At 64.1% G+C, this 21,439-nt stretch carries 20 protein-coding genes; 12 read left to right on the top strand and 8 right to left on the bottom strand.

The window, feature by feature from the left end; genetic code table 11:
* Positions 1-2 precede the first annotated feature (2 nt).
* Positions 3-923, bottom strand: a complete 921-nt coding sequence (locus NLY43_RS30735; RefSeq protein WP_023710748.1) for a sugar kinase — start codon at positions 921-923, stop codon at positions 3-5.
* Between NLY43_RS30735 and NLY43_RS30740 the strand changes: the two genes are divergently transcribed.
* Both NLY43_RS30740 and NLY43_RS30745 read left to right on the top strand, forming a co-directional pair.
* On the top strand, positions 847-1,521 hold the full coding sequence (locus NLY43_RS30740; RefSeq protein ID WP_245263965.1) for a FixH family protein: 675 nt from the start codon (positions 847-849) through the stop codon (positions 1,519-1,521). The two genes, NLY43_RS30735 and NLY43_RS30740, sit on opposite strands and share 77 nt — an antisense overlap.
* A gap of 4 nt (positions 1,522-1,525) precedes the next feature.
* Positions 1,526-2,725, top strand: a complete 1,200-nt coding sequence (locus NLY43_RS30745) for a cytochrome-c peroxidase (protein ID WP_023710747.1) — start codon at positions 1,526-1,528, stop codon at positions 2,723-2,725.
* A 1-nt stretch (position 2,726) separates the two neighbouring features.
* On the opposite strand, the gene NLY43_RS30750 is transcribed toward NLY43_RS30745, so the two are convergent.
* Positions 2,727-3,179: an Lrp/AsnC family transcriptional regulator gene (locus NLY43_RS30750; protein ID WP_023710746.1), complete on the bottom strand. Its 453-nt coding sequence runs from the start codon at positions 3,177-3,179 to the stop codon at positions 2,727-2,729.
* Between the two features lie 164 nt (positions 3,180-3,343).
* On the opposite strand from NLY43_RS30750, the gene putA reads away from it, so the two are divergent.
* Both putA and NLY43_RS30760 read left to right on the top strand, forming a co-directional pair.
* On the top strand, positions 3,344-6,952 hold the full coding sequence (putA, locus tag NLY43_RS30755; RefSeq protein ID WP_023710745.1) for a bifunctional proline dehydrogenase/L-glutamate gamma-semialdehyde dehydrogenase PutA: 3,609 nt from the start codon (positions 3,344-3,346) through the stop codon (positions 6,950-6,952).
* An 86-nt stretch (positions 6,953-7,038) separates the two neighbouring features.
* The gene (locus NLY43_RS30760; RefSeq protein WP_023710744.1) at positions 7,039-8,103 is read left to right on the top strand and encodes a glycosyltransferase; all 1,065 of its coding nucleotides are present in this window, start codon (positions 7,039-7,041) and stop codon (positions 8,101-8,103) included.
* Positions 8,104-8,148: 45 nt separating this feature from the next.
* On the opposite strand, the gene hmuQ is transcribed toward NLY43_RS30760, so the two are convergent.
* The 4 genes from hmuQ to NLY43_RS30780 all read right to left on the bottom strand — a co-directional run bounded on the left by hmuQ (position 8,149) and on the right by NLY43_RS30780 (position 12,199).
* Positions 8,149-8,463 carry a heme-degrading protein HmuQ gene (gene hmuQ, locus NLY43_RS30765; RefSeq protein ID WP_023688161.1) on the bottom strand — a complete coding sequence of 105 codons (315 nt, stop codon included), beginning with the start codon at positions 8,461-8,463 and terminating at the stop codon, positions 8,149-8,151.
* A gap of 55 nt (positions 8,464-8,518) precedes the next feature.
* On the bottom strand, positions 8,519-9,388 hold the full coding sequence (locus tag NLY43_RS30770; RefSeq protein WP_245263964.1) for an energy transducer TonB family protein: 870 nt from the start codon (positions 9,386-9,388) through the stop codon (positions 8,519-8,521).
* A 223-nt stretch (positions 9,389-9,611) separates the two neighbouring features.
* Positions 9,612-10,046 carry a hypothetical protein gene (locus NLY43_RS30775; RefSeq protein ID WP_023710743.1) on the bottom strand — a complete coding sequence of 145 codons (435 nt, stop codon included), beginning with the start codon at positions 10,044-10,046 and terminating at the stop codon, positions 9,612-9,614.
* A gap of 5 nt (positions 10,047-10,051) precedes the next feature.
* Positions 10,052-12,199 carry a TonB-dependent hemoglobin/transferrin/lactoferrin family receptor gene (locus tag NLY43_RS30780; RefSeq protein WP_245263963.1) on the bottom strand — a complete coding sequence of 716 codons (2,148 nt, stop codon included), beginning with the start codon at positions 12,197-12,199 and terminating at the stop codon, positions 10,052-10,054.
* A gap of 258 nt (positions 12,200-12,457) precedes the next feature.
* Here NLY43_RS30780 and hemP point away from each other — a divergent pair, with 258 nt between their 5' ends.
* The 5 genes from hemP to NLY43_RS30805 are packed head-to-tail and all read left to right on the top strand — an operon-like array spanning position 12,458 to position 16,572.
* Entirely contained in the window at positions 12,458-12,664 is a 207-nt protein-coding gene (gene hemP, locus NLY43_RS30785) for a hemin uptake protein HemP (protein ID WP_023673860.1), read from the top strand.
* A gap of 49 nt (positions 12,665-12,713) precedes the next feature.
* The gene (locus NLY43_RS30790; protein ID WP_023697659.1) at positions 12,714-13,772 is read left to right on the top strand and encodes a hemin-degrading factor; all 1,059 of its coding nucleotides are present in this window, start codon (positions 12,714-12,716) and stop codon (positions 13,770-13,772) included.
* Between the two features lie 10 nt (positions 13,773-13,782).
* Positions 13,783-14,661 carry a heme/hemin ABC transporter substrate-binding protein gene (locus tag NLY43_RS30795; protein WP_023710741.1) on the top strand — a complete coding sequence of 293 codons (879 nt, stop codon included), beginning with the start codon at positions 13,783-13,785 and terminating at the stop codon, positions 14,659-14,661.
* Positions 14,662-14,665: 4 nt separating this feature from the next.
* Positions 14,666-15,760, top strand: a complete 1,095-nt coding sequence (locus tag NLY43_RS30800) for a FecCD family ABC transporter permease (protein ID WP_023710740.1) — start codon at positions 14,666-14,668, stop codon at positions 15,758-15,760.
* 23 nt (positions 15,761-15,783) lie between these two features.
* A complete protein-coding gene (locus NLY43_RS30805; RefSeq protein ID WP_023710739.1) occupies positions 15,784-16,572 on the top strand; it encodes a heme ABC transporter ATP-binding protein in 789 nt (262 codons plus the stop codon).
* 10 nt (positions 16,573-16,582) lie between these two features.
* Here NLY43_RS30805 and rirA read toward each other — a convergent pair whose 3' ends face one another.
* On the bottom strand, positions 16,583-17,044 hold the full coding sequence (gene rirA, locus NLY43_RS30810; protein ID WP_023672640.1) for an iron-responsive transcriptional regulator RirA: 462 nt from the start codon (positions 17,042-17,044) through the stop codon (positions 16,583-16,585).
* Between the two features lie 295 nt (positions 17,045-17,339).
* On the opposite strand from rirA, the gene NLY43_RS30815 reads away from it, so the two are divergent.
* The 3 genes from NLY43_RS30815 to NLY43_RS30825 all read left to right on the top strand — a co-directional run bounded on the left by NLY43_RS30815 (position 17,340) and on the right by NLY43_RS30825 (position 19,823).
* Complete coding sequence (locus tag NLY43_RS30815) at positions 17,340-18,635, top strand: DUF445 domain-containing protein (RefSeq protein WP_023710738.1); 1,296 nt, start codon at positions 17,340-17,342, stop codon at positions 18,633-18,635.
* Positions 18,636-18,742: 107 nt separating this feature from the next.
* Positions 18,743-19,165: a phasin family protein gene (locus tag NLY43_RS30820; protein WP_023672638.1), complete on the top strand. Its 423-nt coding sequence runs from the start codon at positions 18,743-18,745 to the stop codon at positions 19,163-19,165.
* Between the two features lie 160 nt (positions 19,166-19,325).
* The gene (locus NLY43_RS30825) at positions 19,326-19,823 is read left to right on the top strand and encodes a MaoC family dehydratase (protein WP_023710737.1); all 498 of its coding nucleotides are present in this window, start codon (positions 19,326-19,328) and stop codon (positions 19,821-19,823) included.
* 14 nt (positions 19,824-19,837) lie between these two features.
* Here the strand turns inward: NLY43_RS30825 and NLY43_RS30830 are convergent, their stop codons facing one another.
* On the bottom strand, positions 19,838-21,310 hold the full coding sequence (locus NLY43_RS30830) for an MFS transporter (protein ID WP_023710736.1): 1,473 nt from the start codon (positions 21,308-21,310) through the stop codon (positions 19,838-19,840).
* Between the last annotated feature and the right edge of the window lie 129 nt (positions 21,311-21,439).

The following is a 21,439-nucleotide window of genomic DNA, read 5'->3' on the forward strand; positions in this document are numbered from 1 at the left end:
TCTTAGCCCTCGAAAGCGGTTCTTAGAACCTCGAACGGCGCCAGCGCGCCTCGCACCTGCACGACAGCGGCGGCGACGCGATGCGCGCGCTGCACGGCATCCGCCGGGGCATGGCCGGCAAGCCGGGCGGCGAGATAGCCGCCATTGAAGGAATCGCCGGCGCCGGTGGTGTCGACCGGGGTGGCGACATGCTGGGCCGGAACCGGCTGCAGGGCTCCGCCAGTGGCGATCAGCGCGGGTTCCTCGCCATTCTTGACGACGACTTCGCCGACCAGTTTTCCGAACCGCTCGGCGGTCGCTTGCGGTGCCGAGTCGCCAAACAGCATCTGCTCGTCGGGAAAGGTCGGCAGCGCGATGTCGGCGACGGCAAGCGCGTCGAGGATCGCGGCTTGCGCCTCCTCGCGGCTCTGCCACAGGCGCGGCCGGTAGTTGGGGTCGAAGGCGACGAGCGAACCGGCAGCCCGCGCCTTGGACACTTCCGCCAGCAACGTCTTGCGCGCGGCGGCATCCAGAATTGCCAAAGTGATTCCGGAAAAATACACAAGAGCCTGGTTTTCAAGGCTTTTTGCCAAGGCGGCCGGGTCCGAGGCGAGCCGCCTGGCCGCCGCGTCGCTGCGCCAGTAGGTGAAGGCGCGTTCGGCGCCGGTCAAGGTGATGGCGTAGAGGCCGGGCCGCGCGCCTGGGATGACCGGGCTGGCGCCGATGTCGATGCCGTTTTCGGCGAAGAACGAAATCTGGCCCTGCGAGAAGGGATCGTCGCCGAAGGCCGAGACATAGGTCGCCGGCCGCTCGCCGCTCAGCGCATGCAGCGCCCACAACGTGTTGAACGTGTCGCCGGCAAAGCCCATGCGCCAGTTCGGCCCGGCCTGGCCGGACAGCTCGAGCATGCATTCACCGATCGAAGCGACGCCGTCTGCTGCCATGTATCTGTCTCCGGACCAGTTCGCTGCTGTAGCTTTTTGCGGCCGGCAGCGCCATGCTTGGCGGCGGCGGTTTTTTGCGCCAGAAGCGTTTTCCCACAGAAGCGGCGGGACGCGAATTGCTTCCCGAGACGTTATGTCCAGAAGAGGAACCGGTTTGGCATCGATATGGCGTTATCTTCTTGCGGGCGTTGGTCTGGCCGCCTTGCTGGCTGGCATATTGGCGATCGTCTATCTGACCGCGCCGCAGTCGGCGCCGAGCCCCGATGTTTCGCGCTCGAAGAAGACGGCGAACGGCTTGTTTGTCGCCAGCATTCAGCCGGAACGCGGCGTTATCCGGCAAGGCGAACTGCAATCCTGGTTGCTGACCCTGAAGACGGTCAACGGCGATTCCGTGGAAGGTGCGGCGATCTCGGTGTCCGGCGGCATGCCGCAGCACAATCACGGCTTGCCGACCAGTCCGCAGGCGACCGATTATCTTGGCGAGGGGCGTTACCGCATCGAGGGGCTGAAATTCACCATGAGCGGCGTGTGGCAGTTGCGCTTCGCCATTTCGGCGGCGGCCGGTTCCGACACGGTCGTCTTCAACGTGGTGCTGTGAGCGGATGAACGGCCTGTTGCGCCTTCTGGCATTGGCGGCGGTCGTGCTCGTTGCCGGCTGCGGCAAACCGGATTTTTCCGATGCCGAGAAGAAGACCATCGCTTCGCTGGCGCTGAACACCTTGCCGGCGCTCAAACCTGACACCACCAACCGCTTCGCCGACGTGCCAGCCGCCGCCGCCCTGGGCTCCACTCTGTTCTTCGACCAGGGCATGAGCCGTGACGGTAACGTATCCTGCTCGACCTGCCACAAGATCGACCGGCAGTTCCAGGATGACCTGCCGCAATCCGTCGGTGTCGGCCGCACCAACAGGCGCTCGATGCCGCTGGCCGGCATCGCCCGCAATCCGTGGTTCTTCTGGGACGGGCGGCGCGACAGCCTGTGGGCGCAGGCGCTGACGCCGCTGGAAAATCCGCTCGAGCAGGCGGGAAACCGCGCCGCCTTCGCCCATTACATCCAGAAGCGCTTTGGTGCGCGCTACGAGCGCATCTTCGGGCCACTGCCGGATCTTTCCGCCGTGCCGGCCAACGCCAGCCCGCTTGGCAACGAGGCCGAGCAGGCGGCCTGGAAGGCGATGACCCCAACTCAGGCTGAGGGCGTCAACCGCGTCTTTTCCAATATCGGCAAGGCGATCGCTGCCTTCGAACGGTCGATCGAACCGGCACAGACACGCTTTGACCGCTTTGCCATCGATCTTGTGTCAGGCGCCAAGCCGAAAGCCGACGATGCCTTTTCGCCGGAGGAGATGCTCGGACTGAAACTGTTCATCGGCAAGGCCAATTGCGTCACCTGCCATAACGGCCCGCGCTTCACCGACAACGCTTTCCACAACACCGGCGTGCCGCCGGTCAGGGATTTGCCATTGGATCGCGGCCGTTTCGATGCGGTGGCCCAGGTTCAGGCCGACCCATTCAACTGCTTCGGCGCCTTCCGCGATGGCGACGCCGGCGCCTGCGGCGAGCTGCGCTTCATCGTCAAGGCAGCACCCGAACTGATGCGTGCCTACAAGACGCCGTCGCTCAGGGGCGCGGCGACACGGCCGCCCTATATGCATGCCGGACAGTTCTCCACGCTGGAGGAGGTGGTGGCGCACTATGCGAAGGCGGAGGCGAGCGTCGAGGGCACCTCCGAGGTCCACCCGCTGCAGCTGTCGGACCGCGAACGCGCGGCGCTGGTGGCGTTTTTGAAGACGCTGTCGGAGTGAGCTAGCGATCCTTCACCGTCTCCATCGCCACGAAGGTCGAGGTCTGGGCGACGTGGGGGAGCGCCGAGATGCGCTCACCGAGAACACGGCGATAGGCGGCGATGTCGGTGGTACGGACTTTCAGGAGATAATCGAAGCTCGACGCCATCATGTGGCACTGCTCGATCTCCGGCACGGCCTGCACCGCGCGATTGAAAGCATCGAGCGCGGCCGAGCGTGTGTCCGACAGTTTGACCTGGACGAAGGCGACATGGCCTTCGCCCATGCGCTCGCGATCGATGATCGCCTGATAGCCCCTGATATAGCCGTCCTTCTCCAGGCGCTTCACCCGCGCCTGCACCGGCGTCTTCGACAGGCCGACCTTGCCGGCCAGTTCCGACATGGACAGCCGCCCGTCGCGCGCCAGCGCCGACAGGATGTTTCTGTCGATGCGGTCCAATCGGTCTTCTGTCACGGATATCACAGCCCATCTGATAACAATTGAGCCGCAATGATAGATCATTCGGCCTGCCATGTCGATTTCTTTGGACCGGCCGGAAATGCGGCTCTGTGCTAGCTTGCGCCATTCGGTCCGGCGACCGCCGGCCCGCTCCCAGATGCTTGCTCCGCAGGACCGCCATGCCGCTCGACACCATCCGCCAGCAGATCCGCGCCAACTACCTGCCCGACGAAGACGCGGCTGTGAAGCGCCTGGCTGCCGCGACAGAACTTTCGGCCGATGACCGCAAAGCCGTCTCGGCCCGTGCCGCGGATCTGGTGCGCGCGGTGCGCGGCTCGTCCGACCCGCGGCTGATGGAGGTTTTTCTCTCGGCCTACGGCCTCTCCACCAAGGAAGGCGTGGCGCTGATGTGCCTGGCCGAGGCACTGCTGCGCGTGCCTGACACCGAGACCATGGACGACCTGATCGCCGACAAGATCGCACCGCATGACTGGTCGGCGCATTCGGGCGGTTCGAGCTCGATCTTCGTCAATGCCTCGACCTGGGCGCTGATGCTGACCGGCCGTGTGCTCGATGAGGGCGAGGGCGGCATTGAAGGCACGCTGCGCTCGATGGTTCGCCGGCTGGGCGAACCGGTGATCCGCAAGGCGGTCGCCGCCGCCATGCGCGAAATGGGCGAGCAGTTCGTGCTTGGCCGCAATATTGCGGAAGCCGTCAAGCGCGGCAAGTCGATGATCCAGAAAGGTTATCTCTATTCCTTCGACATGCTGGGCGAGGCGGCCCGCACCGAGGCCGATGCGCTGCGCTACCATAAGGCCTATGCCGATGCGATCTCCTCGCTCGATTCAGGCTCCAACGGTCCCGATATCCGCCAGAACCACGGCATCTCGGTCAAACTGTCGGCGCTGCATCCGCGCTACGAAGAGGCACAGAAGGAAAAGATGCTGCCGGTGATGGCCGAGCGGCTGCTGTCGCTGGCGCTGGCCGCACGCCATTCGCGCATGGGCCTCAACATCGACGCCGAGGAGGCCGACCGGCTCGACCTGTCGCTCGATGTGATCGAGCGTGTGTTGTCCGAGCCGGAGCTTGCCGGCTGGAATGGCTTTGGCGTCGTCGTCCAGGCCTACGGCCCGCGCGCGGCCTTCACCATCGACTGGCTCTATGCGCTGGCGGAAAAGTACGACCGCAACATCATGGTGCGGCTGGTCAAGGGCGCCTATTGGGACACCGAGATCAAGCGGGCACAGACGCTGGGGCTTTCCGGCTACCCCGTCTTCACCCGCAAGGCCAACACCGATGTTTCCTACATGGCCTGCGCCAAAAAGTTGCTGTCGATGACCGACCGCATCTATCCGCAATTCGCCACGCACAATGCCCATACCGTCGCCGCCATCCTGTCGATGGCTGACAACCGTGACGCTTTCGAATTCCAGCGCCTGCACGGCATGGGCGAAGCGCTGCATGAGACGGTGCGCCGGGCCGAAGGCACGCGCTGCCGCATCTATGCGCCGGTCGGCGCGCACTCCGACCTCTTGGCCTATCTGGTTCGCCGCCTGCTGGAGAATGGCGCCAACTCCTCCTTCGTCCATCAGCTCACCGACGAGGACGTCGAGCCGGAGGATATTGCGCGCGATCCGCTCGAGACGGTCGAGAGCCAGGGCCCCGCCGCCAATCCGGCAATCGCTCGTCCTGCGACGATCTTCGGCGCTGGTCGGCGCAACTCGAAGGGGTTCGACATCACCGATCCGGTGACGCTGGCGGCGATCGACAAGGCCAAGGCGGCCTTTGCCGGGCCCGAGCGCTGGCATGCCAAGCCGATGACGCGCGCCGCCGGCTACGGCAAGCAGCGCCCGGTGGTCAATCCGGCAAAGCCTGCCGAGATCGTCGGCACGGTCGCTGAAGCCGCTGCCAAGCAGGTAGCGACCGCGGTGCGCTTCGCGGTGGAGGCGCAGCCGGCCTGGGCAAAACGCCCCGTCGCCGAGCGCGCCGCCATCATCAACCGCGCGGCCGACCTCTATGAGGCCAATGCGGTCGAGTTTTTCGCGCTCGCCACCAGGGAAGCCGGCAAGTCGCTGGCCGACGGCGTGGCCGAAGTGCGCGAAGCCGTCGACTTCCTGCGCTACAACGCTGCCGAAGCGGCCAACAACGAAGCGGGCACCGAGGCGCGCGGCGCGATCGTGTGCATTTCGCCGTGGAATTTCCCGCTCGCCATCTTCACCGGCCAGATCGCGGCAGCGCTCGTCACCGGCAATTCGGTCATCGCCAAGCCAGCCGAACAGACGCCGCTGATCGCCTTCCGCGCCGTCGAGCTGCTGCGCGAGGCCGGCGTTCCGGAAGATGTCATCCAGCTTCTGCCGGGCGACGGTCCGGCGGTCGGCGGACCGCTAACTGCGGATCCGCGCATTGCCGGCGTCTGCTTCACCGGCTCGACCGAGGTTGCAAAGCTGATCGAGAAGCAACTGGCCGAGACGGCCGCGCCGGACGCCATGCTGATCGCCGAGACCGGCGGTCTCAATGCCATGATCGTCGATTCCACAGCACTGCCCGAACAGGCGGTGCGCGACATACTGGCATCGGCTTTCCAGAGTGCAGGCCAGCGCTGTTCGGCGCTTCGCGTGCTCTACGTGCAAAAGGATGTCGAGAAGAAGATGCTGGAGATGCTGAAAGGCGCCATGGAAGCGCTCACCATCGGCGATCCCTGGCAGATTTCGACCGATGTTGGGCCGGTCATCGATGACGAGGCGCAGAACTCGATCCGCGAGTATTGCACCAAAATGGGGCTGCAGGGCCGGCTGATCGCCAAGCTCGAAGCACCCAAAGATGGCCGCTTCGTTGCGCCGCATGTGTTCCGGGTCAAAGGCATCGAGGAGATGGAGCGCGAAGTGTTCGGTCCGGTGCTGCATGTCGCCAGCTTCGACGCCGACGGGATCGACGCCGTCATCGCCGCCATCAACCGCAAAGGCTATGGCCTGACCTTCGGCCTGCACACCCGCATCGAAGGCCGCGTCCAGCATTTCGTCGACGGCATCCATGCCGGCAACATCTATGTCAACCGCAACCAGATCGGCGCCGTCGTCGGCTCGCAGCCCTTTGGCGGCGAGGGGCTTTCGGGCACCGGGCCGAAGGCCGGCGGGCCGCATTATCTCCGGCGGTTCCGCAAGGGGCCGGAGGCGGGCACGGAGATTGCCGAGGGCCACAAGGTGACGGCGACCGAACTGGCCGACAATCTGCCCGATCCGACGCTTGGCGGCTGGTCGACGCGGCCGGACCGCATCGCCATCTTGAGAAAGCATCTGCGCGGCAAGGGCGCTGCAGCGATCGGCGCTGCAGCCGCCATTGATTTCGGCCAGGTCGACCTGCCCGGACCGACCGGCGAGGCCAACACGCTGTCGCTGTCGCCGCGCGGCCGGGTGCTGTGCCTCGGTCCGGACGCCGAAACGCTGCTTGCCCAGACGATCCAGGCGCTGGCCGCCGGCAATGCAGTGCTGGCCGTGGCGCCGGGCGCGCCGGCGGCACTGTCGGCACTGACCGGCAAGGGACTGCCGCTGGCGGCCATAGACGGTCGGCCAGACCCAGTCGAAGCGCGTTCGCTGCGCGTCGATGTCGTCGCCTTCTCGGGCAGGCCCGAGGCGGCGCGGATCGTGCGCAAGGTCATTGCCGACCGCAGCGGGCCGATCGTGCCGCTGGTCAGCGAGGTGCTCAACCCGGCGGCCTATGCGCATGAACGCGCTGTCTGCGTCGACACCACGGCTGCCGGCGGCAATGCCAGCCTGCTTGCGGCGGCCTAGGCGACTTTTCGCGGCTCGCTTGCCTGCGTCGACTTGCAAGGGTATGCGCAAGGGATAGACAGCAACTCGAGCGGGCAGCGGAAAAGATGGAAGACACGTCCCGACCGTTTGAGCTGCCGCGGGTGGCGGTGGTCATCACCTGCTTCAACTATCGGCCGTACGTCGAACAGGCGATCCGCTCGGTGCTTGCGCAGACCTACCGGAATTGGGAATGCGTCATCGTCGACGATGCCTCGACGGACGGCTCGGCCGACCAAGTCCGCCAGCTCCTAAGGGATATAGACGACCCGCGCCTGCGCCTGATGGCGCGCACGGAGAATGGTGGGCAGATCGCGGGATTCCGCGACGGCTTTGCCGCAACCGCCGCGCCTTTCGTCGCGTTTCTGGATTCCGATGACGTGTGGCTGCCGGATTTTCTCCTGGCGCATCTGTCCGCCCACCTCAACACGACGCATTCGGCCGCACTGTCGAGTTCCGATGTGTTCCTTGTCGATGGCGACGGCACCTTGCTGGGCGGTACCTTCCTTGCCTTGCGCAAACCGCGGTCCGGAGCGGATCGCAGTGGCGTCGCCATCGCGCCCGGTGGCCGGCTTGCCGGCATGGCGCCCGGGATCGCCTACGCATCGGAGCATCCGGTAACCTATTTCGCACCTGCGGTGACGGGCTGGCTGTGGTCGCCATGCTCGGCGATCATGTACCGGCGTGGCGCGCTGGAACCGGTATTGTCCTTCCCGTTCAAGGCCAAGGTCGGGACGGATTATCTGACGGCGACACTCGCGCACCAGGCCGGCGGCAGCCTCATCCTGTCAGAAGGTCTCGGCCTCTATCGCCTGCATGGCTCCAACCTGTCCACCGGAACTGCCTTTGCCGGCGGCAATGTGCGGCAAACGCCTGCATACAGGAGCTACAGGAGCGTGTTGGCGGCGGATGCCGCAGACTATTTGCTGGCGAATTCTGCCTGGCTCAGCGATCTCAACGGGCGAAATTTCATACCTGCATTCCTGATGCAGCATGTGCGCCAGTTCCCGGAGCTGGCCGGTGATCCGCGGTTGGCGCGCTACCTGACACGCGGACAGCCCTGGCGGCGGCTGCGCCTGCACATTGCCCAGTGGCTTCGGCGACTGGGCGGCCGGAATTCAACCGGAACATGACGGCATCTGCAGGTCGTCAGATCTCGTCGACGGGTGAAATCTCAATCAGGCGCCTTCGACAACCGAAAAGCCTTCGAACTGCGGATGGCCGAGATAATGCACCTTCGAGGTGCCGGTGTTGCGATGGGCGGCGCGAAAATTCTCGGATTTGGTCCAGGCGACGAAATCCTCATGGCTTGCCCACACCGTGTGCGAGGCAAACAGCGTGTAACCCTCGGCCTCGTTGACCGGGCCGCGCAGCAAGTGGAATTCCCTGAAGCCTTCCATCTTCGAAAGGCTGGAATCGCGGTTCTTCCAGACATCCTCGAAGGCAGTCTCCGAGCCGTTCTGGACCTTGAAGCGGTTCATGGCGATGTACATTGGGCTTCCTCTTGAATTGGTGGACGACGACATTTGGCGAAGGTCTGCGAGCTGGTTAAAACGGACCGATCCGCGCCCTGAACACCCAACTTGATAATCCGGTCTCGGGTGGAATGGGCGGGAACGGGGCTTGCTGGCGCACCAGTTTCAAAGCGAATTGGTCTAGCTCGGCAGACCCTGAACTTTCGACAAGCTGCAAGTCGCTGACGCTGCCGTCGGCCATGACGACGAAATAGACCCTGGCATTGTTGCGAGCCTTGGCTTGAACCGCCTTCGAAACGTGGCGGTTGGCGCGGACAAGCTTGTTCTGAACTTCAACGCTGTAGCCGGATTCCATCGAATTGCCCGCCGCGCCCTGTTTTCCGCCTTTGCTGGCAACCGCCGTTGCCTCGCGCTCCTCGCCATCTGCCGTGCCGCCAGTCTCTCCCGGTATTGGTGCGCCTGATATTGATGTACTTGGCCTCGGGCTTGGGACTGGTGGCCTCGCGGTAGGCAATTCAACGGCAGGCTCATTGGCGGGAGACGCCTCCGAACTCTGCGTTTGAACCGGTGACGGTGCAGGCGTCTCACCCTCCGGGGCGACACTTTGATCATCCGGGATGGCAGCCGTCGGTGCATCCGGAGCGACGACTACCTGCTTGGCAGCTTCCGGCGCAGATTTGGGCGCCGCCGGCTCCTCTACGGCTTGAGGCGCCTCGGTTTGCGGCGTGGGTTGGACGGGGTTGGCCGGCTGAGGATCGGTTACCAGGGTAACATCCACTGCGTCGGGTACCGGGTTTTGCAAAGCGGTGCCGAGGACGTCTGCGCCTGATCGATCGGCGCCTTCGGCCTGTATTGCCTTTCCGGTATCGAATGTCCCGGCGGGTGCGACCATGAACGCCGCTGCGGCAGCGGCATGGAGCAGGCAGGACGCGACGATCGCCACAGTCCATTTGCGGTCCGCGGCCGCCGGCTGTACGAGCTCGTCCATTGTTATCGCCGGTTCGTTGCCGGCGTCGGGGAGGGGGGTGATGTCCTGCATGGTTCGCGGCGAGACCTGCCGCGAGCGCGGCGGGATTGTCAAATCAAGATCGGTTGCCGGCCATAACGGCGGAGCTGCGACGGGTCGTGTCGCATTGTCGTGCAGGAAGGCGGGATGCAGACCCACCTCAAACGCCGAATGCGATACCGGTCTTGGTCTGCGTCTTCAGGCCGCGCATGCAGGCGCCCGGTTCGACGCCGGCGCATTCGGTGGCGCTGTTGATCAGCACGCGGCTGAGTTTGGTGCAGTCGGTGCCGGCGAGGTCGAAGCGGATCACCTTGGTCTTGCCGGCCGGCAGGTCCTTGAAGTCGAGCACGCTCAGGCGGTCGACAATGCCGGCCTCGTTGAACAGCGCGATTTCGAATGCCGCCTTGGAAAGATCGGCGCCGAGCGCATTGTTGACGACGAAGGTCAGGCGGCAACCCTTTTCGGAGGGCTGCGCGGCATTGAGCTCGAGGCTGAGTTGCGGAGCCGGCGCGGACTGAGCCCACGCCGGCATCAAGCCAAGCGACATCGCCAGCGTCGAGGTCAGGAGCCGAAGCGATGCCGTCAAACTTGTCATGGGTGTCAGCCTCCAAAGCGCATGGTTGCGGCCAGCTTCAGCGTGATGCCGGGTTCATAGATGACGGCGGTGGTGCCGCCGTTCAGCGGGTTGGTGTATTTGACGTCGAACAAATTGTCGGCGCGGAAGTCCACCTTCAGATTGTCGGTGGCCTGGTAACTGGCGAAGGCGTTGACCAGAGTATAATCCTTGGCTACGGGGTTGCCCTTCGGCTTGCCGTTGTACTGCACCTCGCCGCCGACGGTCAGCTTGTCCTGAAGGAAGCGGAAGCCGAGCTGCCCGGTGACCTGCGAGGACGGGATGGTGGCAAGGTCGGCGCGCTCACCTTCATCGGAGATGGTGTGGCCGTTGGTGATCGAGGCGGAGAGCCCGGCATAACCCCAGGCGGCATCGTAGACGCTTTCCAGTTCGAAGCCGTTTATCTTGGCCTGGGCGACGTTCTGGTACTGGAAGCAGATCGGAATGCCGGGGCCGAACGGGCAGCCGCTGGTCGGGTCGAATGCCGACAGTGTGACGCCTTCGATGTAGTCGTCGACATCGTTGTGGAAGTAGGCGGCCTTGAGCCGGAACGCGTCGCCGGCCTCGATAAGGTCGTTCAGCTTGTAGTTGACGCCGAACTCGGTGGTCTTGCCGGTTTCAGGCCGCAGGTTTGGGTTGGGCAGGAACGGGAAGGTGACGCCTGCCGGATGGTTGCCGCTGATCAGCGTTTCGGTCAGCGAGGGTGAGCGATAGCCTTCGGCGTAGGTGCCATAGAACTGCAGGCCCGCCAGGCTGGCGCTTTCGAAGGGCGTGACACCAACGGTGATGCGCGGCGACAGACGATCACCTGACGTTCCATTGTCGGAATCCTCCAGGCTGTAATTGTCGTAACGCAGCCCGGCAATGACCTCGAGCCAGTCCCAGGTGAGCTTGTCCTGGATGTAGGCGCCCGAAACACTACGCTTGCCCGATGGGGTGTAGAAGCTGTCGCCGCCGGCGGTGCCGCCGGTCTCGACATCGTCACCCACCCAGTCGCCGCCATAGGTCAATTCGTGCGCAACACCGGCTGTTTCGAAGCGCGACGTGTTCCAGATGTCGACGCCGGCCGTGCCAACGTCGAAGGTCGAGGTCGAACCGACGGGCAGCAGCACGGGAAGGCCGGTCGACGGATCGAAGCGGTTCTGCGGGACCAGCGTGGCGAGGTCGAGATTGGTCTTGTTGTAGGAGGCGTTGATGTGGAGATCGAGCCAACTCCTGGCGTCGTCAGTGATGTTGTAGCGGGCGGTGAAGGTGCTCGACTTCAGGTCGACGTCGTTGGCCGGCACGCCGCCGCTGGTTTCCGTCCAGCCGTCGCTCGAGCCGACCCAGCCGAGCTTCAATTCGCTGTTCTCGCTCGGGCGGATTGTGGTCTTGAGCAGGCCGCTCAGCACGTCGAAACCGGTACCGGCGACGGTGTCGCCGCTGCCATTCTTGTAGTCGCCGTAGTCGCGGTAGACGATGTTGCCCAGCACATCCAAATCGTCGTTGAATTTGTAGGCGCCGCTGGCGCTGGCGGTCCAGCCCTTGCCGTTGCTTTCATAGCGCCCGGTGACGGAGCCGGCCCAGGTTTCGCCCGGTCTGAGGAAATCCACCGCATCCTTGGTGTCGAAGAAGACGACGCCGCCAATGGCGCCGGAGCCGTAGGTGTTGGCGGTCGGTCCGCGAATGACGTCAACGGATTTGATGAGCTCGGGATCGACATAGAAGGTCGACTGCGTGCCGTGGTCTGAGCGCTGGAAATTCTGCCTGGCACCGTCGACGATGACCGCGACGCGACCGAAATCCTGCAGGCCGCGGATGTTGATGCTGGAGCTGACGCGTCGCGCATCGGCCTGCACCGCGACACCAGGCACACCGAGCAGCATTTCGTTCGGCGTCGTCGCCATGCGGCGGTCGAGCTGTTCCTGGTCAACATGGCTGGCCGAGGCCAGCGATTCGATTGCCGTCTCGCCGGTGCGGCTGATGACGAGGATCTTGTCCAGCAGGGTCGCGCCGGCGGGCGCCGGCTTGGTGTCCTCGGTTTTCCTGGTCTGGTCGGCCTGGTCAGCGGCCGGCTGAGCGGCCTGCTGAGCGCTGACCGGCGATGTCAGCAGCGCGATCGTCGCTGCCCCCGCAAGCAAGGCCACCTTTGCCATAGACCGATGCACCGGACCGGTGCTCGCCAGACCCAGTCGTCCAGAATTTCCCAAGCCCATGCCCCAACTCCAAATTCCAGGTTCGACGCTGGCTGGCTTGGCGCTCGCTGGCTTTTTTCATTCCGTCCGGCGTCTTAAATATTGACTCATTTATTCCGGTATTGCACTGACTAATAAACATGATGATTCAAGTCAAGAAATGAATCGGCATTTGCAACGCCTAGCCAGTTGCCCGGCACAGGAAAGGGATCGAAAGAGATGAACACCCACAATCCCAACGACTTCCGTTACCGCGTCCGCCGTTCCGAGGAGACGCCGACCCGCTTCGACCGGGTGCCGCTGGCGGTGCGGACGCTGTCCTCCAACACGCTGTTCCAGGGCGAGCACGAGATTGGCATCGAGCACCATGGCGCGCTCTATCGGCTGAAGATCACCCGCCAGGGCAAGCTCATCCTCAACAAGTGATGAAACAGCCAGGCAGGCCAAAACGCCAGGCAGGACAGGTAAGCAGGACATGGACCAGCGCGTAAAACCCGCACCGCATGAAATCCGGCGAGCGCGGGCAGACAATCCGAAAGCGCGCGAGCGCGATCTTGCCGCCGAGCTCGGTATTTCCGAAGCCGAACTGGTCGCCGAGCATTGCGGCGACGGTGTCGTGCGCGTCGAGCCCAGGGTCAACGATCTGCTGACCGGCCTCGATGCCGTTGGCGAAGTGATGGCACTGACCCGCAACGAAAGCGCGGTGCACGAGAAGATCGGCGTCTACGACAAGGTTGTCACAGGTGCGCACAATGCCATGGTACTGGGCGAAAACATCGACCTGCGCATTTTTCCCAAAGTCTGGGCGCATGGCTTTGCCGTGGAAAAGCGCGACGGTGGCGACATCCGCCGCAGCCTGCAATTCTTCGACGCGGCCGGCGATGCGGTGCACAAGGTGCATCTGCGGCCGGCGTCCAATCTCTATGCCTACCAGAAACTCGTGGCCGCACTCGAATCGCCGAACCAGGAGGCGACCGTGTCTATCGCAGGCCTGGCCGACGACGACGCGGAGACGTCGGGCGTTGCCGCAGACACCGACGATCTGCGTGACCGCTGGAGCCGGCTGACCGACGTCCACCAGTTCTTTGGCATGTTGAAAACGCTGAAGCTCACCCGCCACCAGGCCATGCGCATGGTCGGCCAGGACTATGCCTGGCTGCTCGACAATGACGCCATCGGCGCCATGTTCCACCATGCCGCCGCCGACGGCATGCCGATCATGTGTTTTGTCGGAAACCGAGGCTGCATCCAGATCCATTCCGGTCCCGTCAAGTCGATCAAGCCGATGGGGCCGTGGATCAACGTCATGGACGAGACGTTCCACCTGCATCTGCGCACCGACCACATCCAGGAGGTGTGGGCGGTGCGCAAACCGACCAAGGACGGTCATGTCACCTCGCTCGAAGCCTATGGCGCCGACGGCAAGATGATCATCCAGTTCTTCGGCAAGCGCCATGAAGGCGAGGGCGAGCGCGACGACTGGCGGTTCCTTGCCGAGAACCTGCCGCGCATTCCAAGCCCGACCGCAGCCTGAGGAAACGACGATGATTTCACTGTTCAGGACGCTTGCCGCGGCCATGGGCCTGTCGCTGTTTATTGCCGCCCCAGTGCCGGCCAGCGAGAACGTGGCCGTGTTTGCCGACACGTCGCGGATCGTGGCGATCGGCGGTTCGATCACCGAGATCGTCTACGCGCTTGGCGAGGAAGGTCATCTCGTCGCCCGCGATTCGACCAGCCGCTACCCCGCCGCCGCGGTCGCGCTGCCCGACGTCGGCTATATGCGCCAGCTGTCGCCGGAAGGCGTGTTGTCGGTCAATCCTTCGGGCATTCTGGCGCTGCATGGCAGTGGGCCGAAGGAAGCGGTCGATGTGCTGAAAAAGTCGAGCGTTCCGTTCATCGACGTGCCCGAGCATTACAGCCATGACGGCATCCTGGAAAAGATCCGCATCGTCGGCAAGGCGCTTGGCGTCGACGCCAAGGCCGAGACGCTGGTGGCTGAGACCGACGCCAAGCTGAAGGCGGCCGAGAAGCAGACGGCGTCGATCAAGCAGCGCAAGCGCATCCTGTTCGTGCTGTCGATCCAGGGCGGCAAGATCCTGGCCGCCGGCACCGACACCGCCGGTGACGGCATCATCAAGCTCGCCGGTGCGGTCAACGCCGTCGAAGGTTTTTCCGGCTACAAGCAGATGTCCGACGAGGCCATCGTAACCGCCAGGCCGGACGTGATCCTGGCGATGAAAAATGCCGGACCGCCGATTGCAGCCGAGCTGTTTGCCATCCCGTCGATCACCTCGACGCCGGCCGGTGAAGGCCGCAAACTGATCCTGATGGATGGCAGCTATCTGCTCGGCTTCGGGCCGCGCACCTCCGATGCCATCCACGATCTCGCAGTCTCGCTCTATGGCAGCCAGGTCACGGACTGAGCCGATGGTGGATCAGTCGATCGCCGGCGCGGCGCGCAAGATGGCCGAGGGCGATCGTTCCGGGCGCGCGCGCCTGGTTATTTTGCTCCTGTGCGTGGCCCTTGCCCTTTCGCTGTTCCTGTCTCTGAGGTCGGGCGCTTCCGATGCATCGGCCGTCGGTGTCATTCGTGACTGGCTAACCGGCGCCGTGCCGGCCGACGCCGCGCTTGGCGCCCGCGACCGGCTGATCGTCTACGATATCCGCATGCCGCGCGTGCTGCTCGGCGTGCTGATCGGTGCGGCGCTGGCCGTATCGGGCGCGGTCATGCAGGGCCTGTTTCGCAATCCGCTCGCCGATCCCGGCCTGATCGGCGTTTCAGCCGGTTCCAGCCTCGGCGCGGTCGCCGTCATCGTGCTCGGCACGACGTGGCTGGCGCCGCTCACTCTGGCGCTCGGCAGTTTGGCCTTGCCGTTGGCCGCCTTTTGCGGTGGCTTTGCGGTGACGCTGGTGCTCTACCGTGTCGCCACGCGGCAGGGACAGACCTCGGTCGCCACCATGCTGCTTGCCGGCATTGCGCTGGCAGCCCTTGCCATGGCGCTGACCGGTATCCTGATTTTCATGGCCGACGACCGGCAGTTGCGCGACCTGACGTTCTGGCAACTGGGCTCGCTGGGCGGCGCGACCTGGCCGAAGATCGCTTCCGTCGGTCCGATCATCATCCTGGCGCTTGCCGCAATGCCGTTCCTGGCCAAAGGCCTCAACGCCCTGGCGCTCGGCGAGGCGACGGCCGGACATCTCGGCATCCCGGTACAGCGGCTGAAATACACCGCGATCGTCGGCGTCTCGGCAGCGGTCGGCGCCTCTGTCGCAGTCAGCGGAGGCATCGGTTTTGTCGGCATCGTCGTGCCGCATCTCTTGCGGCTGCTGATCGGTCCGGACAATCGCTATCTCTTGCCGGCATCGGCGCTGCTCGGCGCCTCCATGCTGCTGATCGCCGATGCCGTTGCCCGCGTGGTCGTGGCCCCGGCCGAACTGCCGATCGGCATCGTCACCGCGATCGCCGGCGCACCGTTCTTCCTCTGGATCCTGCTGCGCAAGCGCGGCGTAATCGACTTGTGAGATTTGAAACCTATGAGGCCGGCATGATCGAAGCACGCGATGTCTCGGTAGCGATCGGCGGCAAGCGCATTGTTGCCAATGTCGATTTCGTCGCGCGGCCGGGCGAAATTGCGGCAATCGTCGGACCCAACGGCTCGGGCAAGACGACGTTTTTGAAGGCGTTGTCGGGCGATCTGGCGTTTGTGGGGACAGTGGCCGTTAACGGGCGCGATCTCACGGCGATGAGGCCGGTGGAGGCCGCCACCGTGCGTGCCGTGCTGCCGCAGGCCGCGACGCTGTCCTTTCCCTTCACCGTGCACGAAGTGGTCAGGCTCGGCCTTATCGGCGGCCGTTCCGGCGTTCTGCCGGGCGAAGATGATCGTCTGCCCGAGCGGGCGCTGGCGCGGGTCGACCTCGACGGCTTTGCCGGCCGTTTCTATCAGGAGCTTTCGGGCGGCGAACAACAGCGTGTGCAGCTGGCGCGCGTGCTGTGCCAGGTCTGGGCGCCGGTGCTGGACGGCAAGCCGCGCTATCTCTATCTCGACGAGCCGGTCTCCAGCCTCGATATCAAGCACCAGCTGATCATCATGAACATCGCCCGCGATTTCGCCCGGCGCGGCGGCGGTGTGATCGCCATCCTGCACGACCTCAATCTGACGGCCATGTATGCCGACCGGATTTTCGTCATGCATCGCGGCCGGCTCGCCGCCGACGGTTCACCGCAGGAGGTGCTGAGCGACGATCTGATCGAAAAGGTGTTCGATTGTCGGCTAAGGGTCGGTGTGTTGCCGGCGGCGAACATGCCGTTCGTCTTGCCGCAGTCAGCCGCCTAAACTAGAAAACTCAGGCGGCCGGAGCTCGCTGGACCAGCATGTCGATGCCGAGCAAATGACGCACATTCGGGCGCGCCGCCACCATATCGGCGATAGTGTAGCGGGAGAGTACGGCAAAGAAGGCGTTGAGCGCCTCGCGCAGCGCCGAATTCAGCTGGCAGCTGTCGACCAGCGGGCATTCGGCGGCGTCGTTCTCGAAGCATTCGGCCATGGCAAAGCTCTCTTCGGTCACCCGTACGACGTCGAACAGGCTGATCTGCTCGGCGGGGCGGCCGATCCTCACGCCGCCATTCCTGCCGCGTACTGTCTCGACCAGGCCATGCTCGACCAGCGGCTGCAGGATCTTGAACAGGAAAAGCTCCGACACCGAATAGGCGGCCGCAATCTCGGGGATGCGGCTCAGGCGATCGTTGTTGGCGGCGCAATACATCAGGATGCGCATGGCGTAGTTGGTCTGGCGCGTCAGCCGCATTTCATTCCTCACCCGAGTGCTGGCGCGTTGGAACTGCACCAGATGTTAGATTGTGGTGGTGCGGCTTTCTCACCCGGAGTTTCGGATTCGCCCACACTGGCCTGATCGGAATATGGCCTATACCTTGGAACAATTCCAGACTGGGATTGCATGATAGATGAACATTCTTGTCAACTTTGCGTGCGAAACCGGCAATTCCCGGACGAAATCGGCCCATCCGATCATGCTACGGGCCCAAACACCCCCTAAATAGCCCATGCCAGATAGCCAAGAGATCGATGAGGAGCGGCGTATCATGTCCCAATCGGCTTCGTCCCTGGCGCCTGGCGGTTTTGATGCCGAGACGGGCGCCAAGCTTTTCGCGTTGCGGCGGACAAAGTTCCTCGCCACGGCTGCGCTGGTGCTTTGCGTCGTGGTTTTTGCCGTGGCCAAATCGTTCGAGGCCAAGTATCCGTGGCTGGGCTTCGTGGCGGCCTTCGCCGAGGCGGCGACCATTGGCGGCCTGGCCGACTGGTACGCGGTGGTGGCGCTGTTCAAGCGGCCGCTGGGCCTGCCGATCCCGCACACCGCCATCATCCCAGCGAACCAGAACCGCATCGCCGACAATCTGGGCCGCTTCATCGAGGTCAATTTTCTGGCGCCGGAGCCGGTGCGGGAAAAGCTGGCCGAGGTCGATTTTGCAGCACTCGTCGCCGACTGGCTGACTGACGCCGAACGCTCTGCCGGCCTGTCGCGCTTCGTCGTACGGCTGGTCCCGCAGACGCTTGCGGCGATCGAGCAATCCGGCCTGCGCGGCTTCGTCACCAGCCGCATGCTGGAGCAGATCGACAAGGTGCCGCTGGCGCCGCTCGCGGCCGAATTGCTGTCGGCACTGACCGACGACCGCCGCCACCAGAAACTCTTCGACGAATTCACCAGGGTGATCGGCCGGTTCCTGAACGATGAAGAGGCGCTGGCGACCATGCGCGAGAAAATCCGCGAGGAATTGCCGTCGCTGTTCAACCTGTTCAGAGCCGACGCCTATCTGCTGAAGAAGATCGTCGCTTCTGCCGGTTCGCTGCTTGACGAGGTGCGGGCCGATCCCGACCATCGGATGCGCGCCGAATTCGACCGTTTCGCGCACAGCTTCATCGAGCGGCTCAGAACCTCGAAGCAATACGCCAAACGGGCCGAGAAGCTGAAGCGCGATTTCCTGGCGCGGCCGGAAGTGAAGTCGCTCGCCGGCGACATGTGGCAGAGCCTCAGCGTGTTCATCGAACAGGACGCCAAGGCGGAGAATTCGATTGTTCGCGCGCATCTCGCCAACATGTTCGTCGAGGTCGGCCGTCATCTCTCAGGCGATCCGCAGATCAGGGCCGACATGAACCAGGGCTTTGTCGTGGCGCTGTCGTCATTCGTCGAGAGCCAGAACAGCGGTGTGTCGACGTTCATCGCCGATCAGGTCAAGCGCTGGGACCTTGCCCAGCTGACGAGGCTGATCGAGATGAACATCGGCAGGGACCTGCAATATATCCGCTTCAATGGCATGATTATTGGCGGCCTGGCCGGTCTCGTGCTCTACACGGCGGAGAGGCTGTTTCTCGCTGGCTGATGCTGCATTTGCCGCTGAATTGCTTGGGCGTCCGAATGGACACACGGCGCGCGAGTGCTATTGTCCAGAACAGGGTTCAGCATTTGCGACACTGGGGAGCACGAGCAATGGCCAAACAACCCGACTCCGATTCGTTCCTGGACATGTTCAGCCGGTTCGGCCGTGACCTGAAGGTGCCGAATGTCGAGGCGATCCTCGCGCATCATCGCAAGAACCTCGAGGCCCTGGAAAGATCGGCGCGGGCGGGAGCTGCCGGCGCGACCTCATTGTTGTCCAGACAGCGCGAGATGCTGCAGGACACGCTGCGTGAAGTCAGCGACATGGCGCAGAGCTACAAGGCGCCGGGCAATCCCCAGGAACTGATGACAAAACAGGCGGAGTTCGCCAGGAAATCCTTCGAAGCCGCCCTGAAAAATGCCGGCGAAGTGGCCGAGCTGGTCAAGAAATCCGGCACCGAATCGATCGAAATCCTGCGCAGCCGCATCAAGGAAGCGATGGAGGAAATCCGCTCGGGCTATGACAAGAAGTAACTCTCAACGCAACCATGAGAGGAGTGGGCCGGTTGCGGCGCATGAGCATGGACGAGGGACGCTGTTTGGCGGAAAATGGCGGAACGGAATCGCAACGGGCGAATTGACAGGAGCCGTCCGTTCGTGGTCCGAGGCACTGGGAGCCACCGGGAAAGCAGGAATGACGGAACTACGGCCGAAAACGCCGCCGACCTTCGAGCAGTTAAGGGCGATGGCCGGGCAGGAGCTCGGCGTGTCGGAATGGACGACCGTCGACCAGAACCGCATCAACCAGTTTGCCGAATGCACAGGCGACCATCAGTGGATTCACGTCGATCCGGAGCGGGCGAAGCGGCAGAGCCCATTTCGCACCACGATCGCGCATGGCTATCTGACGCTGTCGATCATCGGCGCGCTGGCGCTGGGCATGGGCATCGTTCCCGAAAATACGCAAGCCGCCTTCAATTACGGCTTCGACAAGGTGCGGTTCCTGGCGCCCGTCAGGGTCGGCGCACGCATCCGGTTGCGCACGACGCTGTTGTCGGTGGAGGACAAAGGGCCGGGCCAGTATCTGATGAAGGCCGCCAACACTGTCGAGATCGAGGGCGAACAGAGGCCGGCTCTGACCGCCGAAACGCTGGTCATGCTTTATGAGCAGCGCAAGCGGGCGGGAGCGTAAGCTCCCATCTTCGGTCATGATGGCTGTTGCCGCACCGACAGCCTGCCGCCGGCGCGGGTCGAGAGCAGTGCCAGCAACAGCGCAGCCACCGCCAGGACCGTTGCCGTCTGAAAGGTAACCTGCATGCCGTGCGCGGCTGCCGCTGAGGTCAGCATGTCCTGGCTTTGCCGTTCTCCCGTCGAGGCAGCCGCAAAAATGGCGCCCATAAGCGATGCGCCGGTGATCAGGCCGAGATTGCGCGACAGATTGAGCAGGCCGGACACCACGCCGCGCTCGCCGGCAGCGACACCGCTCATGACGGCGGCATTGTTGGATGTCTGGAACAGGGCGTACCCGAAGCAGGTGACGGCGATCGGCACGATATAGCTGGCAATGCCGAGTTTTGTTGCGGCGAGCGACAAAAGCAAGGTGCCGTTGACCAGGCCGAACAGTCCGGCGATCATCATCCTGTTGGTACCGAAGCGATCGGTGAGGCGGCCGGCGATAAGCGCCGAGAGCGCGGAGACCAGCGGACCTGTCGACAGGACCACGCCGACCATCGCAGCATTGAGCCCCAGCCCTCGCGACAAATAGAACGGAGCGACCACCAGGGTCGCCATCATCACGGTGGCGACAACGAGGTTCGCGGCGAGGCTGGCGCTGAGCCGGATGTCGTACAACCGGGCAAGCCGGATCAAGGGACTTTTCGCCTTCGTCTGCGCAACGCCGAACAGAACGACGCCGATGCCGGCGGCCACCAGGAGGCCGATGTTGAGGGCGCCGAAATGGCCGCGGCCGAGCGTCATGGCCAATGCATAGGCGGCCAGCGTCAGGGCCAGCAAGACCGTCCCGATCGCATCGAAGCTGTTTTGAGCTGCTTCCGCAGTCTTGTCGCGGGCAGGCAGGGCCAGCGAGGCGAGGGCAAAGGTCAGGAGGCCGAGCGGCACATTGACGAGGAAGATCGCCCGCCAGCCAAAGCCGGCGATCAGCAAGCCGCCGAGCGAGGGTCCGAGCGTCGTGCCGATCGCCGACATGGCGCCGAGCAGGCCCATGGCGCTGCCGGTTCTCTCCTTGGTCACGGTCTCCGCGACAAAGGCCAGCGTCAACGCCATCATCAGCGCGGCACCCAGTCCTTGTACGGCGCGCGCCGCAATCAGCAGCCAGAGCGTCGGCGCCAGGCCGCAGAGCACCGAGGCCAGTGTGAACAGCGCGATGCCGCCGAGCAGCAACGGCCGGCGGCCGAGCATATCGGCCAGCCGACCGGCGCTGACGATCAGGGCCGTGATGGCGAGCAGATAGGCGAGAACCACCCATTGCACGGACTGGAACGGCGCACCGAACGCCTGCATGAGGGAAGGCAGTCCGACGCTGGCAATGCTGGTTCCAAGCGACGACAGCAGCGTGGCGAGCGACAGGCTGGCCAATGCCAAGACAGGAGAGTGGGCCAGGCCTGCGGACCGGGTGTTCTGCGGCGCCGATGCGCACTCGTTCTGCTCAGCAATTGCCATGGCGATTTCCTCCTTGTCAGTCCCGCAACCGGACCTGTCGGAGATCTAGTCGTCAGGATGGAATGGCGGAAGGCGCATCATTTGCATCTTATTCGTGCGGCAAACGCCATGGCATGTGCTACAATCCGC

Source organism: Mesorhizobium sp. C416B (genome assembly GCF_030323165.1).
GTDB lineage: Bacteria > Pseudomonadota > Alphaproteobacteria > Rhizobiales > Rhizobiaceae > Mesorhizobium.

Bases quoted from the DNA above. Each gene is read 5' to 3' on its own strand.
- NLY43_RS30740 (WP_245263965.1), top strand. From the start codon at position 847: ATGCGCCAGTTCGGCCCGGCCTGGCCGGACAGCTCGAGCATGCATTCA.
- NLY43_RS30735 (WP_023710748.1), bottom strand. From the start codon at position 923: ATGGCAGCAGACGGCGTCGCTTCGATCGGTGAATGCATGCTCGAGCTG.
- NLY43_RS30745 (WP_023710747.1), top strand. From the start codon at position 1,526: ATGAACGGCCTGTTGCGCCTTCTGGCATTGGCGGCGGTCGTGCTCGTT.
- putA (WP_023710745.1), top strand. From the start codon at position 3,344: ATGCCGCTCGACACCATCCGCCAGCAGATCCGCGCCAACTACCTGCCC.
- NLY43_RS30760 (WP_023710744.1), top strand. From the start codon at position 7,039: ATGGAAGACACGTCCCGACCGTTTGAGCTGCCGCGGGTGGCGGTGGTC.
- hmuQ (WP_023688161.1), bottom strand. From the start codon at position 8,463: ATGTACATCGCCATGAACCGCTTCAAGGTCCAGAACGGCTCGGAGACT.
- NLY43_RS30775 (WP_023710743.1), bottom strand. From the start codon at position 10,046: ATGACAAGTTTGACGGCATCGCTTCGGCTCCTGACCTCGACGCTGGCG.
- NLY43_RS30780 (WP_245263963.1), bottom strand. From the start codon at position 12,199: ATGGCAAAGGTGGCCTTGCTTGCGGGGGCAGCGACGATCGCGCTGCTG.
- hemP (WP_023673860.1), top strand. From the start codon at position 12,458: ATGAACACCCACAATCCCAACGACTTCCGTTACCGCGTCCGCCGTTCC.
- NLY43_RS30790 (WP_023697659.1), top strand. From the start codon at position 12,714: ATGGACCAGCGCGTAAAACCCGCACCGCATGAAATCCGGCGAGCGCGG.
- NLY43_RS30795 (WP_023710741.1), top strand. From the start codon at position 13,783: ATGATTTCACTGTTCAGGACGCTTGCCGCGGCCATGGGCCTGTCGCTG.
- NLY43_RS30800 (WP_023710740.1), top strand. From the start codon at position 14,666: ATGGTGGATCAGTCGATCGCCGGCGCGGCGCGCAAGATGGCCGAGGGC.
- NLY43_RS30805 (WP_023710739.1), top strand. From the start codon at position 15,784: ATGATCGAAGCACGCGATGTCTCGGTAGCGATCGGCGGCAAGCGCATT.
- rirA (WP_023672640.1), bottom strand. From the start codon at position 17,044: ATGCGGCTGACGCGCCAGACCAACTACGCCATGCGCATCCTGATGTAT.
- NLY43_RS30815 (WP_023710738.1), top strand. From the start codon at position 17,340: ATGTCCCAATCGGCTTCGTCCCTGGCGCCTGGCGGTTTTGATGCCGAG.
- NLY43_RS30820 (WP_023672638.1), top strand. From the start codon at position 18,743: ATGGCCAAACAACCCGACTCCGATTCGTTCCTGGACATGTTCAGCCGG.
- NLY43_RS30825 (WP_023710737.1), top strand. From the start codon at position 19,326: ATGACGGAACTACGGCCGAAAACGCCGCCGACCTTCGAGCAGTTAAGG.
- NLY43_RS30830 (WP_023710736.1), bottom strand. From the start codon at position 21,310: ATGGCAATTGCTGAGCAGAACGAGTGCGCATCGGCGCCGCAGAACACC.